23 protein-coding genes are annotated in these 24,193 nt (G+C 59.0%); 10 read left to right on the top strand and 13 right to left on the bottom strand.

Translation table 11 applies throughout. The features are described 5' to 3' along the window. Positions 1–8: 8 nt before the first annotated feature. Positions 9–1,583 (bottom strand): transglycosylase SLT domain-containing protein, encoded by a 1,575-nt coding sequence (locus tag BN3544_RS10535; protein WP_019429350.1) that lies wholly within the window; start codon positions 1,581–1,583, stop codon positions 9–11. Then, positions 1,583–2,353, bottom strand: coding sequence for a hydroxyacylglutathione hydrolase (gloB, locus tag BN3544_RS10540; RefSeq protein WP_019429351.1), 771 nt, complete (start codon positions 2,351–2,353; stop codon positions 1,583–1,585). The genes BN3544_RS10535 and gloB overlap by 1 nt, the downstream gene beginning before the upstream one ends. On the opposite strand from gloB, the gene BN3544_RS10545 reads away from it, so the two are divergent. The 4 genes from BN3544_RS10545 to BN3544_RS10560 all read left to right on the top strand — a co-directional run bounded on the left by BN3544_RS10545 (position 2,352) and on the right by BN3544_RS10560 (position 8,211). After that, the gene (locus BN3544_RS10545; RefSeq protein WP_081499354.1) at positions 2,352–3,200 is read left to right on the top strand and encodes a class I SAM-dependent methyltransferase; all 849 of its coding nucleotides are present in this window, start codon (positions 2,352–2,354) and stop codon (positions 3,198–3,200) included. The genes gloB and BN3544_RS10545 overlap by 2 nt on opposite strands. Further along, a complete protein-coding gene (gene rnhA / locus BN3544_RS10550) occupies positions 3,187–3,633 on the top strand; it encodes a ribonuclease HI (RefSeq protein ID WP_019429353.1) in 447 nt (148 codons plus the stop codon). The genes BN3544_RS10545 and rnhA overlap by 14 nt, the downstream gene beginning before the upstream one ends. A gap of 152 nt (positions 3,634–3,785) precedes the next feature. After that, a complete protein-coding gene (locus tag BN3544_RS10555; protein WP_019429354.1) occupies positions 3,786–5,132 on the top strand; it encodes an efflux RND transporter periplasmic adaptor subunit in 1,347 nt (448 codons plus the stop codon). After that, complete coding sequence (locus tag BN3544_RS10560) at positions 5,119–8,211, top strand: efflux RND transporter permease subunit (protein WP_019429355.1); 3,093 nt, start codon at positions 5,119–5,121, stop codon at positions 8,209–8,211. The genes BN3544_RS10555 and BN3544_RS10560 overlap by 14 nt, the downstream gene beginning before the upstream one ends. Positions 8,212–8,421: 210 nt before the next feature. Here BN3544_RS10560 and glp read toward each other — a convergent pair whose 3' ends face one another. The 4 genes from glp to BN3544_RS10580 form a co-directional block, all read right to left on the bottom strand. Continuing rightward, positions 8,422–9,762, bottom strand: a complete 1,341-nt coding sequence (glp, locus tag BN3544_RS10565) for a molybdopterin molybdotransferase MoeA (RefSeq protein WP_019429356.1) — start codon at positions 9,760–9,762, stop codon at positions 8,422–8,424. 34 nt (positions 9,763–9,796) lie between these two features. Continuing rightward, complete coding sequence (mobA, locus tag BN3544_RS10570) at positions 9,797–10,420, bottom strand: molybdenum cofactor guanylyltransferase MobA (RefSeq protein WP_019429357.1); 624 nt, start codon at positions 10,418–10,420, stop codon at positions 9,797–9,799. Positions 10,421–10,425: 5 nt separating this feature from the next. Further along, positions 10,426–11,568 carry a GTP 3',8-cyclase MoaA gene (gene moaA, locus BN3544_RS10575; protein ID WP_019429358.1) on the bottom strand — a complete coding sequence of 381 codons (1,143 nt, stop codon included), beginning with the start codon at positions 11,566–11,568 and terminating at the stop codon, positions 10,426–10,428. A 123-nt stretch (positions 11,569–11,691) separates the two neighbouring features. Further along, positions 11,692–13,125 (bottom strand): aldehyde dehydrogenase family protein, encoded by a 1,434-nt coding sequence (locus BN3544_RS10580; RefSeq protein ID WP_026036540.1) that lies wholly within the window; start codon positions 13,123–13,125, stop codon positions 11,692–11,694. 134 nt (positions 13,126–13,259) lie between these two features. Here BN3544_RS10580 and ppa point away from each other — a divergent pair, with 134 nt between their 5' ends. After that, positions 13,260–13,790, top strand: a complete 531-nt coding sequence (gene ppa, locus BN3544_RS10585) for an inorganic diphosphatase (RefSeq protein ID WP_019429360.1) — start codon at positions 13,260–13,262, stop codon at positions 13,788–13,790. Between the two features lie 77 nt (positions 13,791–13,867). On the opposite strand, the gene BN3544_RS10590 is transcribed toward ppa, so the two are convergent. Further along, positions 13,868–15,055, bottom strand: coding sequence for a GNAT family N-acetyltransferase (locus BN3544_RS10590; protein WP_019429361.1), 1,188 nt, complete (start codon positions 15,053–15,055; stop codon positions 13,868–13,870). 4 nt (positions 15,056–15,059) lie between these two features. On the opposite strand from BN3544_RS10590, the gene BN3544_RS10595 reads away from it, so the two are divergent. Together BN3544_RS10595 and BN3544_RS10600 are read left to right on the top strand one after the other, a co-directional pair. After that, complete coding sequence (locus tag BN3544_RS10595) at positions 15,060–16,742, top strand: NAD+ synthase (protein ID WP_019429362.1); 1,683 nt, start codon at positions 15,060–15,062, stop codon at positions 16,740–16,742. A gap of 36 nt (positions 16,743–16,778) precedes the next feature. After that, positions 16,779–17,117: a P-II family nitrogen regulator gene (locus BN3544_RS10600; protein WP_019429363.1), complete on the top strand. Its 339-nt coding sequence runs from the start codon at positions 16,779–16,781 to the stop codon at positions 17,115–17,117. A 119-nt stretch (positions 17,118–17,236) separates the two neighbouring features. Here the strand turns inward: BN3544_RS10600 and BN3544_RS10605 are convergent, their stop codons facing one another. The 6 genes from BN3544_RS10605 to BN3544_RS10630 are packed head-to-tail and all read right to left on the bottom strand — an operon-like array spanning position 17,237 to position 20,523. Continuing rightward, entirely contained in the window at positions 17,237–17,836 is a 600-nt protein-coding gene (locus BN3544_RS10605; RefSeq protein WP_019429364.1) for an LOG family protein, read from the bottom strand. A gap of 5 nt (positions 17,837–17,841) precedes the next feature. Next, positions 17,842–18,246 carry a diacylglycerol kinase gene (locus BN3544_RS10610; RefSeq protein ID WP_019429365.1) on the bottom strand — a complete coding sequence of 135 codons (405 nt, stop codon included), beginning with the start codon at positions 18,244–18,246 and terminating at the stop codon, positions 17,842–17,844. A 19-nt stretch (positions 18,247–18,265) separates the two neighbouring features. After that, the gene (locus tag BN3544_RS10615) at positions 18,266–18,802 is read right to left on the bottom strand and encodes an RDD family protein (RefSeq protein WP_081499355.1); all 537 of its coding nucleotides are present in this window, start codon (positions 18,800–18,802) and stop codon (positions 18,266–18,268) included. Then, positions 18,799–19,521, bottom strand: a complete 723-nt coding sequence (locus BN3544_RS10620) for a DUF3106 domain-containing protein (RefSeq protein WP_019429367.1) — start codon at positions 19,519–19,521, stop codon at positions 18,799–18,801. Before BN3544_RS10620 ends, BN3544_RS10615 begins: the two co-directional genes overlap by 4 nt. Continuing rightward, the gene (locus tag BN3544_RS10625; RefSeq protein WP_019429368.1) at positions 19,514–19,960 is read right to left on the bottom strand and encodes a DUF3619 family protein; all 447 of its coding nucleotides are present in this window, start codon (positions 19,958–19,960) and stop codon (positions 19,514–19,516) included. The genes BN3544_RS10620 and BN3544_RS10625 overlap by 8 nt, the downstream gene beginning before the upstream one ends. Further along, a complete protein-coding gene (locus BN3544_RS10630) occupies positions 19,957–20,523 on the bottom strand; it encodes an RNA polymerase sigma factor (RefSeq protein ID WP_026036541.1) in 567 nt (188 codons plus the stop codon). The genes BN3544_RS10625 and BN3544_RS10630 overlap by 4 nt, the downstream gene beginning before the upstream one ends. 307 nt (positions 20,524–20,830) lie before the next feature. Between BN3544_RS10630 and BN3544_RS10635 the strand changes: the two genes are divergently transcribed. From BN3544_RS10635 to ilvC, 3 genes are read left to right on the top strand one after another with little or no spacing between them, the layout of a single operon-like run. Continuing rightward, on the top strand, positions 20,831–22,594 hold the full coding sequence (locus tag BN3544_RS10635; RefSeq protein WP_019429371.1) for an acetolactate synthase 3 catalytic subunit: 1,764 nt from the start codon (positions 20,831–20,833) through the stop codon (positions 22,592–22,594). Positions 22,595–22,596: 2 nt separating this feature from the next. Then, a complete protein-coding gene (gene ilvN / locus BN3544_RS10640) occupies positions 22,597–23,088 on the top strand; it encodes an acetolactate synthase small subunit (protein ID WP_019429372.1) in 492 nt (163 codons plus the stop codon). A 39-nt stretch (positions 23,089–23,127) separates the two neighbouring features. After that, on the top strand, positions 23,128–24,144 hold the full coding sequence (gene ilvC, locus BN3544_RS10645; protein ID WP_019429373.1) for a ketol-acid reductoisomerase: 1,017 nt from the start codon (positions 23,128–23,130) through the stop codon (positions 24,142–24,144). Positions 24,145–24,193: the final 49 nt, after the last annotated feature.

A 24,193-nucleotide genomic window follows, 5' to 3' on the forward strand; every position in this document is an offset into this window, starting at 1 on the left:
CGGCTTGTTCAGCGTTGGTTTTTGGGCTTGTTGGCCTTGTTGGCCTGTTTGTGCTTTGGCGCGGGTGCTTTGGTGGCAGGCTTGTTGGGTGTTGAACGGCTCACCCGACGTGAGCCTTGGGAGGGCACCAGAACGGTCAGGCTTTGACCAGTGGCTACGCGCGCATTGGCTTTGAGGCTGTTCCAAGCGATCATGTTCGTCTCAGAGACGCCGTACCGAGCCGCCAGACTGGCCAAGGTGTCGCCCTTTCGGGCTTTCACCGCAATCCTTTTGAGTACCACTTCGGGTGCAAGCCCCAGTTGACCGTTGTCTGCCAAGTGCTCGCTCACATCGTTGTCCAGGCGTCCTTTTCGGTGCACCAGCAAGGTGGAGCCCGAAGTGATCATCATGCGCGGTGGTATGCCGTTGACCGCGCGCAGTTGGTCGATGGGCATGTCCAGTTGTTGCGCGATATCTTCGAGCTTCATGGTTCTGGGGGCTTGCCATGCTGTCCAAGTCGCTAATGGTCGGTTGGCGTGGGCTTGCAGGTTGCGCTCAAAAATTTTGGCGTTGTCCCAAGGCAGCAAAATTTGAGGTGTGCCAGCAGCCAGGATCACGGGGCGATTCATCGACGGGTTGAGTGCCTTGAAATCCTCCAGACTGACAGCGGCCAGTTTCACGGCGATCGCCACATCGATGTCACGCTCAATCGGAACGCTTTTGAAATACGGGTGATTTTGGATCAGCGGCAGCTGCGTGTTGAAGGCCTCAGGTTGCGCCACGATGTTTTTGACCGCTTGCAGTTTGGGCACGTAATAACGGGTTTCATTCGGCATGTTCAAGTCGCTGTAGGTCAGCGGCTTGCCCTGGGCTTTGTTGCGTGCCAGTGCGCGACTCACGCTGCCTTCGCCCCAGTTGTAGGCGGCCAATGCCAAGTGCCAATCGCCGAACATGCCATAGAGTTTTTGCAGGTAATCGAGTGCCGCGCGAGTGGACTCGAGCACATCACGGCGGTCGTCGCGAAACAGGTTTTGCTTCAGGTCAAAAAATTTGCCTGTTGCGGGCATGAACTGCCACATGCCGGCGGCTTTGGCGCTGGACACGGCTTGGGGGTTGAACGCGGACTCGATGAAGGGCAACAAGGCCAGCTCGGTCGGCATGTTGCGGCGCTCCAGTTCTTCAACCACATGGAACAGGTAAGGGCGTGAGCGCTCGGTCATGCGCAGCATGTAGTCAGGGCGACCCGAATACCACTGTTCACGGTTGCGCACCAGGTCGCTGTCCAGATCGGGCATGGCAAAGCCACGGCGAATGCGTTCCCACACATCGGTCGGCGGGGTCAACCCCAAGTTGCTGCGGGGTTTGAGGGGCAGCACGGGTTCTTGTGGGTTGATCACCGCTTGTTCGGCGTCGACTGGCGTGTCCTTATTTTCGGGTAATGGTGCCGTCGCTGGCGATGGGGTCAACTCGGTTGTCGACGGAGGCGCAGTGGCGCAAGCGCCCAACAACAGGGTCAGGCCCAAAAACAGGGCCGTGGCCCAGTGACGCCTGGCCGCTTGTGAGAAAACAAGGCCAGTGGTGCTCGGCGGGATCAAAGAGTTCATCAAAATTGGTTTTTCCATGAGCGCAGTGCGGCAAAGGTCGTCACTTCATCCAGTGCACTGGCGTCGCGTTGCCTGACGGCGGTCGAGACAGCGTGGCTGCGACTTCGCAAAAAGGGGTTGATGGCCAGTTCAGTTGACAAGGGAACGGGCAAGGTGGCTTTATTTTGTTGGCGTAGAACTGCGCAGGCCTGGGCGTAGGTGCGCAGGCTGCTGTTGTCCGGGTCAACCGCCAAGGCGAATTTCAAATTCGACAGCGTGTATTCGTGGGCACAGCAGACACGGGTGTTGCCCGGCAGTGCCGCCAAACGGTCGAGTGAATCGAGCATTTGTGCGGGCGTGCCTTCAAACAGCCGACCGCATCCACCCGAAAACAGGGTGTCGCCACAAAAGAGAAGAGGGGCTTGCCCGGCAGGTTGAGCCCAGAAAGCAATATGGCCTGCGGTGTGGCCAGGCACATCGTGCACATTCAGCGTCAGGCCATGCCAATGAACAAGGTCATCTTGCCGCAAGCCCGTGGCCGCTGTGGGCAATACTTCGGTGGCCGGACCCCAAACGGTGGCTTGCGTTTGCGCTACCAAGTCGGCGATGCCGCCAGTGTGGTCGGCATGGTGGTGCGTGACTAAAATCGTGTCCAGTTGCACGCCCGGATGCTGCTGCAACCAGGCCATGACAGGCGCACTGTCACCGGGGTCGACCACCAGAGCGTGGTGTTCGTTGTGCAACAACCAGATGTAGTTGTCAGAGAATGCGGGCAGTGCAATGAGTTTCATGGAGAGTCCGATTATAGAAAGCAAGTATTCACGTGACACGTGGTTGGCCCATTTAGGTCAGCCGGTGGCGTCACGCTTGCTGTCATGGGAGCAGCAACAGGCCGATGAGTTGTTGGCCGATGTCTTTGGCTACCATGCGGTGCAACTGGGTTGGCCCGATTTGCGGGCTTTGCGCAGCAACCGAATGCCCCACCGCTGGCAAGCGCAGGCCGAGTTTGAATGGCCCGACACGCGCCATGATCTGGCTGTGCCCAGCACGGGCCCGTGGCCCACGGGTGAGTCGGATGTCTGGGTCGACAGTCGGGCTTGGCCTTGGCCGGCCGACAGCCTCGACTTGGTGGTTTTGCCCCATACCCTGGAGCGTTCGGCCGACCCCCATGCCTGTTTGCGCGAAGTGGAGCGTGTGCTGATTCCCGAGGGGCAGGTGTTGATCACCGGCTTAAATCCTTTCAGTTTGTGGGGCTGGCAGCAATCGCGTGCCGGCCAGCGTGGCCAGACAGGTGAGCCGGTGCAGCCCTTGATCGCTTATCGGCGCTTGCGGGACTGGTTGCGTTTATTGGGCTTTGAGGTTCAGGTCAGCCGTTTTGGGGGGTGGACTCCCGCCTTGCACCGTGAAACATGGATGCAGCGTCTGGGTTGGATGGAGACCGTCGGTGCGCGTTGGTGGCCGATTTTTGGGGGCGCCTACCTGCTGATGGCGACCAAAAAAGTACCCGGCGGCCGCCTGATCGATGCGCGTCGCTGGCGCACGGTACGATCGCCCGCTGCGGCGACTGCACCTGTCGCATGCACCGACACCACCATGGGCCGTCAGCCGGCCCCGAAAGACACCGTTGAACCACGTTGAAATCCACACAGATGGCGCCTGCAAAGGCAATCCGGGCCCCGGAGGCTGGGGCGTTCGTCTGCAGTCCGGCCAGCATGTCCAAGAGTTGTTTGGCGGCGAGCTGAACACCACCAATAACCGGATGGAGATGACCGCGGTCATCGAGGGCCTGATGGCCCTCAAGCGGCCCTGTCAGGTGACCTTGTATCTGGACAGCGAATACGTGCGCAAAGGCATTACCGAGTGGATTCACGGCTGGAAAGCCCGTGGCTGGCGCACAGCGGCCAAGCAAGCTGTCAAAAATGCCGATCTGTGGCAAAAATTGGACGCCGTCGTGTCCACTTCGGGACACCAGATTGACTGGCGCTGGGTCAAGGGCCACAACGGCGATCCCGGCAACGAACGGGCCGATGCGCTGGCCAACCAGGGCGTGGACAAAGCGCTGGGCCGCTGACAGGCCGAAATTCGGAGACACCGGTCTTGTTGGACGAGGTCTTTCAGCTCTCCAAAAAACCACTATTTCCGCAAAATGCCCCATTGGGTAAATTGAGAAGCGCTGTTACATTCTGTCAGTCTTGGTGAATTCAACCTAAAAGAGATCTTTGAATGGCTTACAAGAAGAAATACGCCGTGATGGCGTTGTTGGGTGTTTGTGCTGCATCGGGTGTGGCTTGGTGGGCTCAAAACAAATCGGCACCGTCGGGCGATGCGGCAAAGCCTGCCGTTTCGGCGGCTCCTGGTGCCGGGCCTGCCAAACCCACCGCTGTCGAGGTGGCCAAGGTGGACACCATGACCTTGGTGGACGAAACCCAGGCCGTGGGCAGCTTGCGGTCTCGCCAGGGTGTGATGTTGCGTCCGGAGGTGGGTGGGCGCGTCAAGCAAATTTTCTTCGCTGACGGCCAACGCGTGCGCAAAGGGCAGGTGATGGTGCAGTTTGAAGACCAGCTCCAGCAAGCACAGTTGTCACAGGCCAAGGCTGAGCTGTCGATTGCCGAAGCCAATCACAAGCGCAACCAGGAATTGGTGACGCAAAACTTCATCAGCAAGCGTTCGCTCGACGAAAGTGGCGCGGCACTCGAGGTTGCGCGCGCCAAGCTGGCGCTGGCCGATGCTACTTTGCAGCGTTTGAAGGTGCTGGCCCCATTTGATGGCATCACCGGCCTCAAGCAGGTCAACGTGGGCGACTACCTGAAAGACGGTACGGACATGGTCAACGTCGAGGACATGGATGCGGTCTTGCTCGATTTCCGTTTGCCAGAGCGCTTTCAGGCCAAGATTCGCGCCGGACAAAAAGCACAGCTGACCGTTGACGCCTTGCCCGGCCGCCCTTTCAGCGCCGTCGTGCAGGCGGTGGACCCCTTGATCGAGGCCAATGGCCGCTCGGTGGGGGTGCGTGGTTGTATTGACAACCGCCAGCAACAACTGCGTCCGGGCATGTTTGCCCGTGTGAACGCGGTATTTGGCTCGCGTGAAAACGCGATGGTGATTCCTGAAGAAGCGATCATCCCTCAGGGGGGACGCACTTTTGTGGTCAAAGTGGTGGCGGGCGAAAAGCCCGACACTCTGGTTTCCGAGCGCGTGCCCGTCAAAGTTGGTTTGCGTCAACCGGGTAAGGTCGAAATTTTGGAAGGTCTGGCTGCGGGTGACACTGTGGTCACCGCAGGCCACCAGCGCTTGCAAAAAGACGGCACAACGGTTCGCGTGGTTGATCTGTCTCAGCCCGGTGCTGGCAAGCCTGCCGGTGGTCCTGCCCAGGCAGGTGCCCCTGCTGTAGGCGCTTCTGCTGCGCCAGGTGGCTCGGCCCCGGCCGGTGCTGCGCCTCAAGGCCTCAAGAGCCCCGCAGCAACTGCACCCGCTGCACCCGCTGCAATGGCCAAGCCTGGAGCGGCGGCCAAAAACGTGGCCTTGACAGGTCCCAACCCTTGCCTGAGGGGTGGCGATGCAGCTCGCTGAAACTTCTATCCGGCGGCCTGTTCTGGCCGTCGTGATGTCCTTGTTGATTTTGCTCATTGGTGCGGTCAGCTTCAAAAGTCTGTCACTGCGCGAATACCCCAAAATCGACGAACCCACGGTCACCGTGACCACCCGCTATGTGGGCGCTTCGGCCGAGGTGATCGAGTCTCAGGTGACCAAGCCGCTGGAAGATTCGATTGCGGGCATTGACGCGGTGGACGTCATCACCTCCATCAGCCGTGCCGAGCAGTCGCAGATCACGGTGCGCTTTCGCCTCGAAAAAGACGCCGACACGGCGGCGGCTGAAGTGCGTGACCGTACCTCTCGTGTGCGTAACCGTTTGCCGCAAGCCATCGAAGAGCCGGTGATTGCCAAAGTCGAGGCCGATGCGTTTCCGGTGATCTGGCTGGCTTTTTCGAGCGACACGCTGAATGCTTTGCAAATCAACGATCTGGTCAACCGCATCGTCAAACCCCGTTTGCAAACCGTCACCGGCGTGGCCGATGTGCGCATTTTCGGTGAGCGCAAATACGCGATGCTGGTGTCGCTGGACCATGCCCGGCTGTCGTCTTTCAAACTGACGCCGCAAGATGTCGAAGATGCCATTCGGCGCAGCAACCTGGAGTTGCCTGCTGGCCGAATCGAGTCCAGCAACCGCGAGTTCAGTGTGTCGTCGCAAACTGACCTGGCACGTCCTGGGCAGTTTGGCGACATCGTGATCCGCAGCGTCAATGGTTTTCCGGTCAAGCTGCGTGATGTCGCTCAGATCAAGGAAGACGCAGCCAACGACCGGAGTGTGGTGCGGCTGAACGGTCAACCGGCCATTTCTGCCGGCGTGATCCGACAGGCAACCGCCAACCCGCTGGAATTGTCAAAGGGCGTGCGCGAGATGATTCCGCGTTTGAAGGCCGACTTGCCTGGTGACATGTCGATCGATGTGGCCAACGACAACTCGGTGTTCATTGACCGCTCGGTCAAGAACGTGTTCCAGACCATTGTGGAAGCGGTGGTTTTGGTGGCTTTGGTGATTTTTGTTTTCTTACGCACCCTTCGCGCGTCGATCATCCCGATCATCACCATCCCGGTCAGCTTGATTGGCGCTTTCGCCATGATGGCCTTGGCCGGTTTCACGATCAACACACTGACTTTGCTGGCGCTGGTGCTGGCCATTGGCCTGGTGGTGGACGATGCCATCGTGGTGCTGGAGAACATTTTCCGGCACATTGAAGAGGGGCTAGATCCATTTTCTGCGGCCATCAAAGGGGTGCGTGAAATCAGCTTTGCGGTCGTGGCCATGACCCTGACGTTAGCGGCAGTGTTTGCGCCCTTGGCTTTCACGCCTGGGCGCACCGGCAAGCTGTTTGGCGAGTTTGCGCTGGCGCTGGCCGGGGCTGTGATTGTCTCGGGCTTTGTGGCATTGACCTTGGCCCCTATGCTCAGCTCCAAATTGCTGCGCCACAACCCCAATCCCAGCTGGTTTGACCGGAATATGGAGCGATGGCTCACGGCGCTCTCGAGCGGCTATGAAAATCTGCTGCGTCTGATTTTGACCCGCGCCCGCTGGGTGGTGGTGTTGGTCATGGTCAGCTCGGGCGTGGGCATTGCCCTGATTTACCCGACCATGAAGCAGGAACTCGCGCCGCTGGAAGACCGGGGCACGATTTTGGCCACCATCAACGCGCCAGACGGTTCCACCTTGCAGTACACCGATCGCTACGCCCGTTCGCTGGAAAAGTTCGGCCAAGCCTACCCGGAGTTTGACCGCATTTTTGCCAATATGGGCAACCCCACGGTGGGCCAAGGCACGGTGGTTTACCGCGCGGTGGACTGGGACGTGCGCAAGCGCACGACGCTGGAGATTGCCCGTGAAATGGGGGCCAAGTTCAACAGCTTGCCAGGGGTCAATGCTTTTCCGATCACGCCGCCATCTTTGGGCCAAGGTTTCCGTGAGCGGCCTTTGAACTTCGTGATTCAAACCTCTGACAGTTACCAAAACTTGAACTTGCTGACCCGTCAGATGATGGACGAGGTTGCCAAGAACCCAGGTATTTTGTCGCCTGATGTCGATTTGCGATTGAACAAACCCGAGTTGCGGGTTGAGGTGGACCGCGTCAAAGCAGCTGAGTTGGGCGTGAGCATCGAGGTGGTTGCTAAAACCATTGAGACCATGTTGGGTGGGCGGGTGGTGACGCGTTACAAGCGCGATGCCGAGCAATATGACGTGATCGTGCAAACCCTGCCGTCGGCCCGCAACACGCCGGACGACATTGACGTGATTCAGGTGCGTGGCCGCAACGACACCATGATTCCTTTGTCGAGTTTGGTGAAGGTGCGTGAAAGCGTGTCGCCGCGCGAGTTGAACCACTTCGGTCAGCGCCGCTCGGTGTCCATCACAGCCAATTTGGCCCCAGACTACTCGCTGGGTGAAGCCCTGAAGTTCATGGACGAAACCGCAGCCAAGGTTTTGAAGCCAGGCTACACCACCGAGCTGAACGGCACTTCGCGTGAATTCAAAAATTCACAAGGCGCTTTGGTGATCGTTTTTGTGCTGGCGCTGTTTTTCATCTTTTTGGTGTTGGCGGCGCAGTTCGAAAGCTTCATCGACCCGTTTGTGATCATGTTGTCGGTGCCGCTGTCGATGATTGGTGCACTGTTGGCGCTCAAGTTCACGGGTGGCTCGCTCAACGTGTACTCCCAAATCGGCCTGATCACGCTGGTGGGCTTGATCACCAAGCACGGCATTTTGATTGTGGAGTTCACCAACCAGTTGCGCGAGCAGGGCTTGGCCATGCAAGAAGCCCTGATCAAGGCTTCTGCCCAGCGCTTGCGCCCGATCTTGATGACGACCGGGGCCATGGTGCTGGGGGCGGTGCCGTTGGCGCTGGCCACTGGCGCAGGGGCTGAAAGCCGCACGCAAATCGGTTGGGTGATTGTGGGGGGCATGAGCTTGGGCACATTGCTGGCCATCTTTGTGGTGCCCACCATGTATTCGCTGTTGGCGCGCAAGGCGGTGCCGGGGCCGAACAAAGCGGTTGCCCTCGACGAACCGGTGGCCAACGGCCATTCGGCCTCGCATTGATTGTTCGGGCTTGACCTTTCAAAAGGGCTGCATGTGCAGCCTTTTTGTTTTTTGGGGAGAAGTGGCCGGCTTTATGACAGCGGATGTTGAATGACCGATGGTGCGTGGTTGATCTCGGGCCCTATGTCGGGCCTTGCCTCGGACGTTGTGTGGGAGGTTGTGTGGGAGGTTGTGTGCGAGGTTGTGTGCGAGGTTGTGTCGGGGCCGTCCTTAAAGGTGCCCATCAAACATCATCACCTCCACTTCGTCGCCCACAGCCACATGGCCTTGCGTGTGGCCCAGCACGATCAGACCATTGGCCTGCACCATTGAGCTGAGCACGCCCGAGCCCTGGTTGCCGGTGATGCTGACTTGAAGCTCGCCCGCCGCGTTGGTGCTGACGATGCCGCGCTGGTACTCGGTGCGGCCTGGTTTTTTGCGCAAGGCCTCTGTGCTTTTGGCCTTGAGCAAAGGCAACGGCTGGGTTTGCCAGCCCATGAGTTGTTGCAGGGCAGGGCGCACAAAGGCGGCAAAGGTCACCATCACCGCGACTGGGTTACCAGGCAATCCAAACAGAGCAGCGGCGCGTTCACCGCGTTGGATGCGGCCTACGGCCATGGGGCGGCCCGGTCGCATAGCGATGCGCCAAAAGGCCACATCGCCGAGCTTTTTCATCATGGCTTTGGTGTGATCGGCCTCACCCACGCTCACGCCGCCGCTGGTGATGATGGCGTCGGCTTGGTCGGCAGCGTCGCGAAAGGCTTGCTCTAGGGCCGCCGGTTCGTCGCGCACCACGCCCATGTCGATCAGCTCGCAGCCCAGCGCCTGCACCATGCCGGCCACGGTGTAGCGGTTGCTGTCGTACACAGCACCTTCTCGTGGCGCTTCGCCCAGGCTCAAAATTTCGTCACCCGTAGAAAAGTAAGCCACCTTGGGCCTGCGCCAGACCGATACCGTGGGCAAGCCCAGACTGGCCAGCAGGCCGCAGGCAGCCGGAGTCAATCGGGTGCCTGCGCGCAGGGCGGGCAGGCCCGCCATCAGGTCTTCGCCTGCCAAGCGGCGGTTGTCGCCCGTTTGCAGCAGGCCGGGCGGAATGTGCACGGTGTCGCCCTTGTCGCCTTTGGGGTCCGCGATTTTTACCAGTTCTTGCGGCGCCACCGTGTCCAGGCCTGCAGGCATGATGGCGCCGGTCATGATGCGCACGCATTCACCCGCTTGCACCGTGCCTTGCCAGGCCGCACCCGCGAAGGCCGTGCCCACCACTTTCAGTGGGGTGGGCTGGTTCGTCAGCAGTTCCGCGCCCCGGAAGGCGTACCCGTCCATGGCCGAGTTGTCGTGAGGCGGCACGCTGATGGGCGAGACCACATCCTGCGCCAGGATGCGGCCATGCGCCTGCATCAGGGGCACGCGGTCTTGCTCGCGCACGGGTTGCACCAGTTGGGCCAAAAAATCGTTCACATGGCGGGCCGACAGGGCTTGCGGGTCGTAGCCTTGCAGGCGCTCGGCGATCTCACTCAGCGACAAGGCGGGTGACATGGCGTTGAACAAGTTCGGGGTCGGTGGCGTGGTCATGGTCTGCGCGGGCACTGCAAAAGAGGCGGGGTGGTCAAAGAGATTCGAGTTGCTGCAGTTCGGCCAGCGTGTTGGCGTTGGCAAAGGCCTGGGTGCTGTCGTTTGGCAAATCAAAGGGCACGATGGCGCAGCGGTGCTGGCCAGTCCAGGCATCGATCTTGCGGCCACCGCCTTGGGTGAACTTGACCAGACTTTCAAGCAGTTCTGTTTTGAGCAGACAAAATACCGGCTGTGGGCGCACCGTGCCATCGGCCTCGGTCGCGGCGGCCATGGCGATGTCGGCGTCTTGTGCGTTCATGGCCGTGTAAAGGCGCTCGACCAGATCCAGTGGAAACAAGGGCGTGTCGCAGGGCACAGTCAGCAAGAGCGGTGTTTCGCAGCGTTCCAAACCCGTTTGAAAGCCCGCCAGCGGACCGGCAAAACCATCGATGCTGTCGGGCCAGACTGGCACGCCCAGCGATTCGTAGGCGGCGAGGTTGCGGTTGGCATTGATGAGCACTTCTTGCAGCGGCAGGCTTTGCAGTTGCAGCCGCATCAGGGTTTGCAAGGCCAGCGGCAGGCCGTGGAAGTTTTGCAGGCCTTTGTCAGTGCCGCCCATGCGCGAGCCGCGCCCGCCCGCGAGAATCAGGCCGGTGATGCCTGGGTTGTTGTCATTCATGGCGCTTAGCCTCCGATGTAGCTCATTTCCACCCGGCGGCCGGGACCGCTGGCGGTGTCCGGCCCGCGCAGGCTGCGCAGCACCGAATATTGGTCGGTGCGCCCGCGCCAGATGGCGTCCACCGTGGCGGCCAGCGCCGTGTCGCTCTGCGCTGGGTCGCGCAGCAAGTGGCGCAGGTCGTAGCCCTGGCTGGCAAACAGGCACAAATACAAGCGGCCTTCGGTTGACAAACGGGCGCGGTTGCAGTCGCCACAAAACGCTTGCGTCACGCTGCTGATGACGCCAACCTCGCCCAGAGCCGGGTCGTATTGGCCTTGCGCGTTGGCATAACCCCAGCGCTCGGCGGTCTCGCCCGGGGCTGCGGGGTCCAGTGGCACCAAGGGCAGCTCGGTTTGCAGCAGTCGGATCACCTCGGCGCTGGGCAGCACTTCGTCCATGCACCAGCCATTCGTCGCGCCCACGTCCATGTATTCGATGAAGCGCAGCACAATGCCCGCGCCCCTGAAGTGACGCGCCATGGGCAAAATTTCGTGCTCGTTGGTGCCCCGTTTCACAACCATGTTGACCTTGATCGGCCCCAGACCCGCAGCTTGGGCCGCGTCGATGCCGGCCAGCACGTCGGCAACCGGAAAGTCCACATCGTTCATTTGGCGGAAAACCGCGTCATCCAGCCCGTCCAAACTGACCGTCACGCGCTGCAGTCCGGCGTCTTTCAGGCTTTGGGCCTTGCGTGCCAAAAGCGAGCCGTTGGTGGTCAGCGTCAAATCCAGCGGGTTGCCGTCGGGCGTGCGCAGTGCGGCCAATTGCGCGATCAGAATTTCGATGTTTTTGCGCAGCAGCGGCTCACCGCCCGTCAGGCGGATTTTGCGCACCCCTCGGCCCACAAACACGGTGGCGATGCGGGTGATTTCCTCAAAGCTCAAAAGGTGGCTGTGCGGCAGATAGGCGTAATCCTTGTCAAAGACTTCTTTGGGCATGCAGTAGCTGCACCTGAAGTTGCAGCGGTCGGTCACGCTGATGCGCAAATCGGTCAAGGGGCGGCGCAGGCCGTCGAGCGGCAGGCTGCTCAGATCTTGCCCCGCGACCAAGACGGGCAAAGGCAAACTGGGGTGGCGCTGGTCAACCAGCGGAATGACGCGTTCAGACATAGCCGCTGATTGTGCCCGACTGCCCACCCCCTGCGAGTGCAGGGGTCAAGCCTGGGGTCGCGTCAGCCGCGCCCCGGTTTTTCTCAGGCCCGACTTGATCGGGCATTCATGTCTTCTGGGTTTTTAACCGTGGGCAATCGCCACGGTTTTGAGGGTGGTAAAGCCCAGCAGTGCCTCCAAGCCTTTTTCGCGGCCGTAGCCCGATGATTTGACGCCGCCAAACGGCAGCTCAACCCCACCACCAGCACCGTAGTTGTTGATGAACACTTGGCCGCTGCGCAACCGCTTGGCCATGCGAAATTGGCGCGCGCCCTCGCGTGTCCAGACACCTGCCACCAGCCCAAACTGTGTGGCGTTGGCCAGTTCGATGGCGTGGTCTTCGTCGGTGAAGGCCATGGCCGACAGCACGGGGCCGAACACTTCTTCTTGTGCCAGGCGGTGCATCACCGGCACATCGCGCAGCAAAGTGGGGGCTTGGTAAAAACCGCCAGCGGGCACACCTGGGGCAATTTGCCCCTGCGCCGCGGTGGCAATGCCATCGGCTTTGGCTTGCGCCAAAAAGCCGGTAACGCGTTCGAGTTGGCTGGCGCGAATCAATGGCCCCAGATCCAGGTTCATGGCGGCCGAGCCCACTTGCAAGCGTCCAAAGGCCTCGCCCAGGCGTTGCAGCAGGGCTTCATAAATGCCTTGCTGAATCAGCACGCGCGAGCCCGCGCTGCACGTTTGACCTGCGTTTTGCACGATGGCGTTGACCACCACGGGGATGGCCGCATCCAGGTCGGCGTCTTCAAAGATGATTTGCGGGCTTTTGCCACCCAGCTCCAGCGTGACCGGGCAATGGCGCTCTGCTGCCACCTGCTGAATCAGCGTGCCCACGCGGGGGCTGCCGGTGAAGCTGATGTGGTCAATGCCCGGATGGCGTGCCAGCGCATCGCCCACTTCGTGGCCATAGCCGGTGACGATGTTGATGGCCCCGGGCGGAAAACCCACCTCGGCGGCCAGTTGCGCCACCCGGATCAGGCTCAGGCAGGCGTCTTCGGCGGGTTTGACCACGCAGGCATTGCCCGCAGCCAAAGCCCCGCCCACACTGCGGCCAAAAATCTGCATCGGGTAGTTCCACGGGATCACATGGCCCGTGACCCCATGCGGCTCGCGCCAGGTCAACACGCTGTAGCCGTTTTGGTAAGGCAAGGTCTCGCCATGCAGCTTGTCGCACGAGCCAGCATAAAACTCAAAATATCGGGCCAGGGCCACCGCATCGGCGGCGGCCTGCTTGGTTGGTTTGCCGCAGTCGCGTTGTTCCAAGGCGGCCAGCTCGCTCGCTTGCTCGCTCACTTTTTGCGACAACTTCATCAGCAAACGGCCACGTTCCATGGCGCTCAATTTCCCCCAAGGGCCGTTGAAAGCGGCGCGGGCTGCTTGCACGGCTTGGTCCATGTCAGCCGCTTGGCTGCGTGGGATGTGCTCGAACACCTGCCCGTCAGACGGGTCGAGCACGTCGATGGTTTGGCCTGTTAGGGCGGGGGTAGATTGGTTGGCGATGAAATTGAATTGCATGGGACGATTGTCCGCTGGCTGCAAGTCTTGGAAATCACGCACGAGACAGGCGCTGACCCGCAAGCCCTGTGAAAGTAAAATCGGGGTTAATCCCTAGGATTACGATTCCCCTTAACTTTTCCAATGAGACACCCATGTCCCTGAACAAAGTCACCCCCGGCAGCAAAGTGCCCGAAGCCTTTAACGTGATCATCGAAATCCCGATGAACGCCGATCCGATCAAGTACGAAGTGGACAAAGAGTCCGGCGCTTTGTTTGTGGACCGTTTCATGGGCACCGCCATGCACTACCCGACCAACTATGGTTATGTGCCGCAGACCATTGCCGGTGATGGCGACCCGGTCGATGTCTTGGTGATGACCCCCTTCCCCTTGCCACCGGGTGTGGTGGTGCCTTGCCGCGCCATTGGCATCTTGTTGATGGAAGACGAAGGCGGCATGGACGGCAAAGTTTTGGCGGTGCCGACCGAAAAAATCTTGCCTATTTACGCCAACATCAAGTCCTTGGCCGATGTGCACGAGTTGCAGCTCAAGCAAATCGCCCATTTCTTTGAGCACTACAAAGACCTCGAAAAAGGCAAGTGGGTCAAGGTCAAGGGCTGGGAAGGCGTGGAGTCCGCAGCCAAAGAATTGCTGGACGGCATCGCCAACTACAACAAGGCTTGATCGCCGGCCTCAAGGGCTGGCCTTGCAAGCCCTTGCTGCCCATAACGCCTGCCCGGTTTGCACCGCGCAGGCGTTTTTCATGGGGTTTTTTTCAGCGGCGAATGCTGGTGCAATGCGTCCAAGTAGTTGTCCACGCCCGCTTTCTCGCGCTCCAAAAACCGCGCCACCGCCTCTGAGAACGCCGGGTTGGCCAGCCAATGGGCGCTGTGCGTGGGGGTGGGCAGCAAGGCGCGTGCCATTTTGTGCTCGCCTTGAGCCCCGCCTTCAAAGCGCTGCACGCCCTGCGCGATGCACCATTCGATCGGCTGGTAGTAACAGGCCTCAAAGTGCAGACAGTCCACCCGCTCCAGTGCGCCCCAATAGCGGCCGTAAGCCACTTCCACTTGGCCCTGCGCATCCAGGTGCAGACCGATCAAGCTGACGCCCATGGGCAGACCGGCCCGCTCGGCCACACACATCAGCCAATGCTGCGGCATGTCGGTGCGCATGGCCTCAAAAAATGCGGGCGTCAGGTAAGGCGCGTTGCCGTGTTCCCAATAGGTTTGCTGGTAGCAGCGGAGCAGCAAAGCCCAGTCGGCTTCGCTCATGTCGGGGCCACGCACGGTGCGAAATGTGATGCCCGCTTCTCGCACTTTGCGGCGTTCTTGCCGGATCTTTTTGCGTTTTTCTTGCGTCAGGCTGCTCAAAAAATCATCGAAATCTCGCCAGCCCTGGTTTTGCCAATGGAACTGGACTTGACCGCGCTGCAACAAACCCGCTTGTTCGCAGGCTTGCAGGTCTTGGGGGCTGGCAAACAAAATGTGCAACGACGGGATGTCGTTGGCTTGGCAAAGCGCCAGCAAGCTGGCCAGCAGGGCTTGGCGGGCGGCGTCTGATTCGGCCAGCAAACGACTGCCAGGCACGGGCGTGAAGGGCGGAGCGACCAGTGCTTTGGGGTAGTAGGGCAGACCATGGCGCTCATAGGCGTCGGCCCAAGCGTGGTCAAACACGTATTCGCCGCGCGAATGGGCCTTGAGGTACAGCGGGCAAGCGGCCGCCAACACCGGACCTTGCGGCGTGTCGCGCCACAAGCTGATCACTTGCAAGGTCCATCCGGTTTCGGGCGTGGCCGCTTGGCTGGTCTGCATGGCCGACAAATAGGCGTGCCGCATGAAGGGGCTTGGCGCGTCTTGCCTCGCCAGCAAATGGTCCCAAGCAGAGGGCTCGATGTCGCCCAAGTCATCCTGCACCCGGGTGACATAATTCAAGCTCACATTTTTCAGCACCTGTATGACTCTCCAAATTCGTGTGGCCCAGCTCAACTTTGTCGTCGGTGACATGACGGGCAATGCCCGCAAAATCATCGATGCCGCCATTCGCGCCTATGCCGATGGTGCACGCTTGCTGATCACGCCCGAACTGTCGATTTGCGGTTATGCCGCCGAGGACTTGTTGTTACGCCCAGCCTTCATTGACGCCTGCGATGATGCCTTGAAAACAGTGGCCCACGCCTTGGCCGGGTTAAAAGGCTTGCATGTGGTGGTGGGTCACCCCGAAGGTGGCGGCCTGCGCACCCGCAGCGTGGCGGTGACGCGCCGCCACAACCGTGCATCGGTGTTGTGCGAGGGCCAGGTGGTCGCGCACTACGACAAACGTGAACTGCCCAACTACCAGGTCTTCGATGAACGCCGTTATTTCACACCGGGCCAAGGTGTGGGGGTGTTCGAGGTCGAGGGCGTTCAGGTTGGCTTGCTCATTTGTGAGGATGCTTGGTTTGACGAGCCTGCCCGGTTGGCCCGTGATGCGGGCGCCCAGGTGCTGGCGGTCCTCAACGCTTCGCCTTTTCATGCGGGCAAAGGCGCTGAGCGCGAGCAACGCATGCGCGAGCGGGTGGCCGATTGCGGTTTGCCCTTGATTTATGCGCATTTGGTGGGGGGGCAAGACGAGGTGATTTTTGAAGGCCGCTCGTTTGCTTTGAATGCCCAAGGCCAGGTGGTGGCGCGGGCCGAGGGCTTTCGCGAAGCCGACATGGCGGTCCAAGTGGTTCCTTCGGCGGGTAGATCCCAAGGCGTTGATGTGAGCGCCTCGGCCAATGCCTTGGTTCCTTTGGCCACACCCGATGCCGAACTGTGGGATGCGCTGGTGTTGGGGGTGCGCGATTATCTGGGCAAGAACGGCTTCAAAGGCGCGATTTTGGGTCTGTCCGGTGGCATCGATTCGGCGCTCGTTTTAGCCATTGCGGTCGATGCCATCGGGGCCGACAAAATCCATGCGGTGATGATGCCTTCGCCCTACACCGCAGACATCAGCTGGATCGATTCGCGTGACATGGTCAAGCGACTGGGAGTGCGTTATGACGAAATCTCGATTGCGCCCTTGTTTGACGGCTTCAAGCAAGCGCTGACGGCCCAGTTTGAAGGGTTGAAAGAAGACACCACCGAAGAAAATATCCAAGCCCGTATTCGCGGCACGCTGCTGATGGCGCTGTCCAACAAGACGGGCGCCATTGTGCTGACGACGGGCAACAAGAGCGAGATGGCCACCGGTTATTGCACCTTGTACGGCGATATGGCCGGCGGCTTTGCGGTGATCAAAGACGTGGTCAAAACGCGGGTGTTTGACTTGGCCCGCTGGCGCAACCAGCACGACCCCTACGGCACGGGCAGCCAGCCGATTCCTGAGCGCATCATCACCCGCCCCCCGAGCGCCGAGTTGCGCCCAGACCAAAAAGACCAAGACAGCCTGCCCGCCTATGAGGTGCTCGACGCCATCATCCAGCGTTACATGGAAAACGACGAAGGCGTTGAAGCACTGATTGCCGATGGGTTTGAGCGCGCTGATGTGGAAAAGGTCACCCGCCTGATCAAGCTCAATGAATACAAACGCCGTCAATCTCCGGTGGGCATTCGTGTGACGCACCGCAGTTTCGGCAAGGATTGGCGTTATCCTATGACCAACAAATTCCGCGCCTGAATTGAGGCTGAAACTTTTATCCGAGGACATTTCCCCATGAAACAAATCACCGCTGTCATCAAGCCTTTCAAACTCGAAGAAGTACGTGAAGGCTTGGCCGAATGTGGCGTGGCCGGTCTGACGGTGACCGAAGTCAAGGGCTTTGGCCGTCAAAAAGGCCACACCGAGCTTTACCGTGGTGCCGAGTATGTGGTCGACTTTTTGCCCAAGGTCAAAGTGGAGGTGGTGGTCAAGGACGAGGACGTGGACACCTGTGTGGACGCCATCGTCAAAGCGGCCCGTACCGGCAAAATCGGTGATGGCAAAATTTTTGTCACTTCGGTCGAGCGCGTGGTCCGCATCCGCACTGGCGAGCAAGACGAAACCGCGATTTGAGCGGTGTCGGAGGCAGGATCACGCCCCTCAAAATGGGTCTTGCCTTGTGAGTTTGAGCCTTGGGGTGACTCTGGTTTGATCAAGGCGGCTTGGTCACCCACCGTTCCCTGGTCAGACGATCAGAGGAATTCGGTGCGGGCGCGGGGCGAAAACCCCGCTTTTTGCACCAAGGCTTGTAACAGCGCCTCAGGCTCGGTGCCCAATGTCACCAACTCGGTTTGCCAATCGGCCATGAAACCGTCTTGGACCACTTGGTCAATGAAAGTCATCAACCCGTCGTAGTAGCCAAGGCTGTTGAGGATGCCCACGGGCTTGTCGTGATAACCGAGCTGACGCCAGGTCCAGACTTCGAACAATTCTTCAAATGTGCCAATGCCGCCGGGCAAGGCCAAAAACGCATCCGCCTTCTCGGCCATCAGGCGCTTGCGTTCGTGCATGGTGTCCACCACATGCAGCTCGGTGCAGCCGTGGTGCGCCCATTCCTTTTCGACCAAGGCGGTCGGAATGATGCCGACCACGGTGCCACCCGCCGCCATGGTGGCTTCGGCCACCAAGCCCATCAGGCCATTGCGCCCGCCGCCGTAGACCAATTGACCGCCGTGTGAGCCAATCCAGCGACCGACTTGGACCGCGATTTGGGCAAATTCAGGCTTGTTACCCGGCTTTGAGCCGCAATAAACACAGACCGAAAAGGCGGGGTGATGGTTCGTTTGATTCATGGCGGTCAACCGAATCGATGCCAAACGGCAGCGGACCAAATGCCGACGCACAACAGCAAACTGAGCAGCACAGCTGCGCTGCCCATGTCTTTGGCACGCTTGGATAAATCGTGCCATTCAGGGCCGATGCGGTCGATGGCAGATTCAACGCTCGTGTTCAGCAGCTCGACGATCATCACGAGCAACACCGAGCCTGCCAACAAGGCAGTTTCAGTCCAGTTTTGACCCAACCAAAAAGCCAGTGGCACCAAGACCACAGACAAGATGGCTTCTTGGCGAAACGCGGTTTCGCCCCAGCCCGCAAGCAAGCCCTGAATGGAATAACCACCCGCATGCAGGATGCGGTCCATGCCTTTGCGGGCTTTTTGAGGGTTGACTTCGTGGGCTTGAAGTTTTGACGGGTCTTGCATGAGGCAACTTCGAGTGGGGTTAGCGCGCGGAAATCAGGCGTGTTCCAGCCAGGGCATCGTGCCAGAACTGGCGCTGTGGATGAAATCGGCTCAGCAAAGCCCAGATGGCCACCCAGCCGAGGGTCAAGATGGTGACTTCGATGACTGATAAATGCAGAGGTGCCGAGGCTGCCATGGGGGGGACGAACCAGAGCCAGCTGGCCAAATAGCGTTTGAAGGCCATTTTGTGACTGACTTTTTGCCCCTGTGCGTCCACCATTTCAATGCGCCAGGTTTTCATGGCCAAGGTCTGTCCACGGTGCCACATCCAGATGAAATACACGCCCAACACCAAAAAACTGATGGCTTGCAGGCCGGATTTCAGCAAGGGGTGGATGTTCATGTCGCCGGGTGCGATGCCTGTCAGCCAATAAGCGGCGATGAAGTAAACCAGCCCGGAAGACACCATCACCCCAAAGAGGAGCATGCCTTCGTACAGCCAGCAGGCCATGCGGCGGGAGAGAGAGGGCGGGGTGAGATCCAGTGCGGACGAAGTTGCCGTGCCGATTTGCGTCATGAAGGGGCTGATCCAGTGGCTTGCTGCACGGTGTCGGCTGTTCCCTGCTGCTTGGGGGCAGCAGGGACCGGTGGCGTCAAAGAGGGTGTTGGGGGTAAAAGCGTTTTTCGGTCAATCGCGGTGGGCTGTGCCTGGTCTTTAGAGGTCGGGCGCACGGTTGTTATGACCACACGATGGGCTTCTAGCGGTTTGGCTGTGGGCGCTGCACTCTTAGTTGGCGCCGCCGACCGCGCGGAAAGCAAGCGCTTTTCTTCAGCTGAAAGGGCTTGATAGGCCTCCCATTGGGCTTTTTTATCTTCTTTTGGAAGCTGTTGAATGACGTTGAAGTTTAATCGCGCCAAGTTGCGTTGCTGTGGACTAAAGGCGACCCAGTCAGCCATTCGCGCGTGCATGGTGATTTGCTCGGGCACAGACAGCTGTGAAAAATTTTGCGAAATGGCCAGCCATTTGTTTTGCTGTTGCCCAGTCAAGGCACCCCATTGCGCACCCAAGGGCGCCAAGGCCTGTTTTTGCTTGGGGTTGAGTTGTTGCCACGCAGTCGATACTGGTGGGGTCGGCGCTTTCTGCGCACTGGCATTGGTTTGTGTGAGTGGTGGAATTTCTTGGGCAGCTGTTTGCGCGCAAGCGCTGGCCAAGCAGGCCGTGACAAGCCATACGTAACCCGTTTTCAGGGCCACCTTAGTGGGGCTGAATGGTGGGCTGTTAGCCATGTCAGTCATGTGCTGCGTTGACCCCGAGACGCTGTTTTAGAAACTGGGCAAAACCGGCATCAATGTAAGCATCAGGTGGCAATTCATCGGTGAGCAATGCCGAGTCGGTCGCGGCTATTTCGGAAGTGATGTTGTCTTGTTGTAGCCCTTGAATGGCCATCAAGCCGACCACCAAGGCCAGCAAGGGCAGAGCCGACGCCAAGATGCTCCAAAGGTTCAAGCCTTCGTCTGTGAGGCCGGTCAGTGTGCCGTCGTGGTTGACCTGGGCGTTTTTGACCAAGCGCGATTGCACCAATGGCTTGCGTTGGGCCATGGCCAAATGACGTGCGACGCGCAGACGTTCGGTGATGTCATGGTGCAAGCCCGGTGTTGCCAATGTCAATTGGGAAGAAAAGTACTTTCCCAAGCGGTCGACATCTTGCTCGGTCGGTGTGTTTGGGTGTTTCATGGTCTGATTCCTTGTGTTCCCAATGTTTTACTCAGGGCTTGAATGGCCCTTGAACAATGGGTTTTGACGCTGCCTTCTGAGCAGCCCATCACTGCAGCGGTTTCTGCAACATCCAGCTCCTCAGAGTAACGCAGCAGGAAGGCTTCTCGTTGACGTGGGGGCAAAGCCATCACGGCAGTTTCGATGTGTTCCAAAGTCTGAAGTCGATCCACCCATTGTTCTGGGCTTTCCGAGGTCGCCTCGCCGGAGGTGTCGGCTGTGACTTCCAATAAATCAAAGTCGCCGTCCCCGTCGCCCGAGTTGAAGTCACTCAAATTGGTGAACAGTGCGTTTCTTGTCTTTTGCCTGCGAAACCAGTCCAGCATGGTGTTGGACAGGATGCGTTGAAACAGCAGCGGCAGCTCGGCAACCGGCTTGTCTGCATAGTTGGTGCACAGCTTGATCATGCTGTCTTGCAAGATATCAAGGGCTGCATCTTCGTTCCTGACATGGTAATAAGCGCGTTTGAACGCCTTTTTTTCCATGTTTTTCAGAAATTCTGAGAGTTCAGAGTCGGATGCCAACTTTTTTCAGCGCTCGCATCAGCGGTGCTTTTGCCTGTATTTGAGGGGGCGAACTCGTTGGCCACAGGGCTGGAGTTCGGACGGTGCGAATTATGGCATCAGCGGCTTGTTCCGAATGGGTTTTGAAAGTCCTTTTTACAAATGCGATAATGCGCTATTGCAATTGAAAAAAAGCAAACGGATCACCGTCCGGCACTTTTACAGTTTGGTGCCCATGTCTGTGGTCTTAAGTCCCAAAGCCATTCCACAAGAGTCGAGCCCAGGGGCACCCAAGGTTTTTCGTTAGAGAAATTCACAAAGGTTGAATATGGAAATGAACAAAGCCGAATCGGCATCTATATCTGCGGGCGCTCAAGAATTGCGCGGTGCAGAAATCCTCGTCAAAGCGCTTCAGGCCGAAAACGTGCAGTACATCTGGGGCTACCCCGGTGGTGCCGTTTTGCACATTTACGACGCTTTCTACAAGCAAGACACCATTCAGCACGTTTTGGTGCGCCATGAGCAGGCCGCTGTGCATGCGGCCGACGGTTTTGCCCGTGCCACAGGCGAAGTGGGTGTAGCGCTGGTCACTTCGGGCCCCGGTTTGACCAACGCTGTGACCGGTATTGCGACGGCCTACATGGACAGCATCCCGATGGTCATCATCAGCGGGCAGGTGCCCACTGCGGCCATCGGTCTGGATGCGTTTCAAGAGTGCGATGCCGTGGGCATTACCCGCCCGATCGTGAAGCACAACTTCTTGGTCAAAGATGCCAAAGACATGGCCGATGTCATGAAAAAGGCTTTCCACATCGCCCGCAGCGGCCGCCCTGGCCCTGTGGTGGTGGACATTCCGAAAGATGTTTCTTTCAACAAGGCGCTTTACACGGGCTATCCTGACTCGGTTGAAATGCGCTCCTACAACCCCGTGCGCAAAGGCCATGGCGGTCAGATCCGCAAGGCTTTGCAGCTGTTGATGGCGGCAAAACGCCCCTATATTTACACCGGTGGCGGTGTGTTGATGAGCGAAGCCAGCGGCGAATTACGCGCTTTGGTGGACATGCTCAATTACCCAGTGACCAACACCTTGATGGGCCTGGGCGCCTTTCCGGCCAACGACCGCCGATTCCTTGGCATGCTGGGCATGCACGGTACGCTTGAAGCCAATAACGCCATGCAAAACTGCGATGTGCTGCTGGCTGTGGGTGCCCGTTTTGACGACCGTGTGATTGGCAATCCCAAGCACTTTGCCTCGGTGGACCGCAAAATCATCCACATCGACATCGATCCGTCCAGCATTTCCAAGCGCGTCAAGGTTGACGTGCCGATTGTGGGCGACGTGAAAGACGTGCTGACCGAGCTCATGGGCATGATCCGCGAGTCGGGCCTCAAGCCTGACGCGCAGGCCCTGAGCCAGTGGTGGGAAACCATCGAAGGCTGGCGCAGCCGAGATTGCATGAAATACGACAACAGCAACAGCTTGGTCATTAAGCCGCAGAAAGTCATTGAGACTTTGTGGGACATGACCAAGGATGCCGATGCGTACATCACGTCTGACGTGGGCCAGCACCAGATGTGGGCAGCCCAGTACTACAAGTTCAACGAACCACGCCGTTGGATCAACTCCGGTGGCTTGGGCACCATGGGCGTTGGCATTCCCTACGCGATGGGCATCAAGCTGGCCAAGCCCGACAGTGAAGTGTTCTGCGTGACGGGCGAAGGCTCGGTGCAGATGTGCATTCAGGAACTGTCGACCTGCTTGCAATACAACACCCCCATCAAGATCGTGGCGCTGAACAACCGCTACTTGGGCATGGTGCGACAGTGGCAAGAGATCGAATACTCGGGTCGCTACAGCCACAGCTACATGGACGCTTTGCCCAATTTTGTGAAGCTGGCTGAAGCCTATGGCCACGTCGGCATCTTGGTTGAAAAACCCGAAGATGTGGAGCCCGCGCTGCGTGAAGCACGCCGCCTCAAGGACCGCACGGTGTTTCTGGACATCCGCACCGACCCCACGGAGAACGTGTTCCCTATGGTGAAGGCAGGTAAGGGCATCACTGAGATGCTGCTGGGCTCGGAGGATCTGTAATCATGAAACACATCATTGCTGTACTGATTGAAAACGAAGCGGGTGCTTTGTCCCGTGTGGTGGGCTTGTTTTCGGCACGGGGCTACAACATCGAGTCATTGACCGTTGCCCCGACCGAAGACCCCAGCCTGTCACGCATGACCATCCAGACCGCTGGCTCTGACGATGTGATCGAGCAGATCACGAAACACCTGAACCGCCTGATCGAAGTGGTGAAGGTGGTGGACCTGACCGAAGGTGCTTACACCGAACGCGAGCTGATGCTGGTGAAGGTGCGTGCCGTGGGCAAGGAACGTGAAGAAATGAAACGCATGGCCGACATTTTCCGTGGCCGTGTGATTGATGTGACCGACAAGAGCTACACCATTGAGCTCACCGGTGACCAGTCCAAGAACGACGCCTTTTTGGAGGCGATCGACCGCAGCGCCATCTTGGAGACCGTGCGCACGGGTGCGTGCGGTATCGGGCGCGGCGAGCGCATCCTGCGCGTCTAAACCCACTCATTGAACCTGTTTATTCCTAAGGAGAACCCTGTGAAAGTTTTTTACGACAAAGATTGTGATCTGAGCGTCATCAAGGGCAAGACTGTTGCCATCATTGGTTACGGCTCGCAAGGCCACGCACACGCCCAGAACCTGAACGACAGCGGCGTCAAAGTGGTCGTCGGTCTGCGCAAAGGCGGCGCATCGTGGGACAAAGTCGGCAAGGCCGGTCTGACCGTGATGGAAGTCAATGACGCTGTCAAAGCCGCCGACGTGGTCATGATCTTGTTGCCCGACGAGCAAATCGCTGATGTGTACAACAACAACGTCGCTCCCAACATCAAGGCTGGCGCATCGCTGGCGTTTGCCCACGGCTTTAACGTGCATTACAACCAGGTCGTTCCTCGCGAAGACCTGGACGTGTGGATGGTCGCGCCCAAGGCCCCTGGCCACACCGTGCGCAACACTTACACCCAAGGCGGCGGCGTGCCCCACTTGGTGGCGATTCATCAGGACAAGAGCGGCAAGGCCCGTGCTTTGGCCCTGAGCTACGCCATGGCCAACGGTGGCGGCAAAGCCGGCATCATCGAAACCAACTTCAAAGAAGAGACTGAAACCGACTTGTTCGGCGAGCAGGCTGTTTTGTGCGGTGGTGCGGTCGAGCTGATCAAAATGGGTTACGAGACTTTGGTCGAAGCCGGTTACGCCCCTGAAATGGCTTACTTCGAGTGCTTGCACGAGTTGAAGCTGATCGTGGACTTGATCTACGAAGGTGGCATCGGCAACATGAACTACTCGATCTCGAACAACGCCGAGTACGGCGAATACGTGACAGGTCCAGAAGTCATCAACGAGCAAAGCCGCGAAGCCATGCGCAATGCCTTGAAGCGCATCCAGACCGGTGAATACGCCAAGATGTTCATCTTGGAAGGCAAGACCAACTACCCAAGCATGACCGCTCGTCGTCGCTTGACATCCGAGCACTCCATTGAAGTGGTGGGCGCTCAATTGCGCGCCATGATGCCTTGGATTGCCAAAAACAAGCTGGTTGACAAGACCCGTAACTGATCTCGCCTTTTCAGGTGATTTCAAAAAAGGCCACTGCGGTGGCCTTTTT

It is taken from the genome of Limnohabitans sp. Rim47 (assembly GCF_001517545.1).
In the GTDB taxonomy this organism is placed as follows: Bacteria; Pseudomonadota; Gammaproteobacteria; order Burkholderiales; family Burkholderiaceae_C; genus Limnohabitans_A.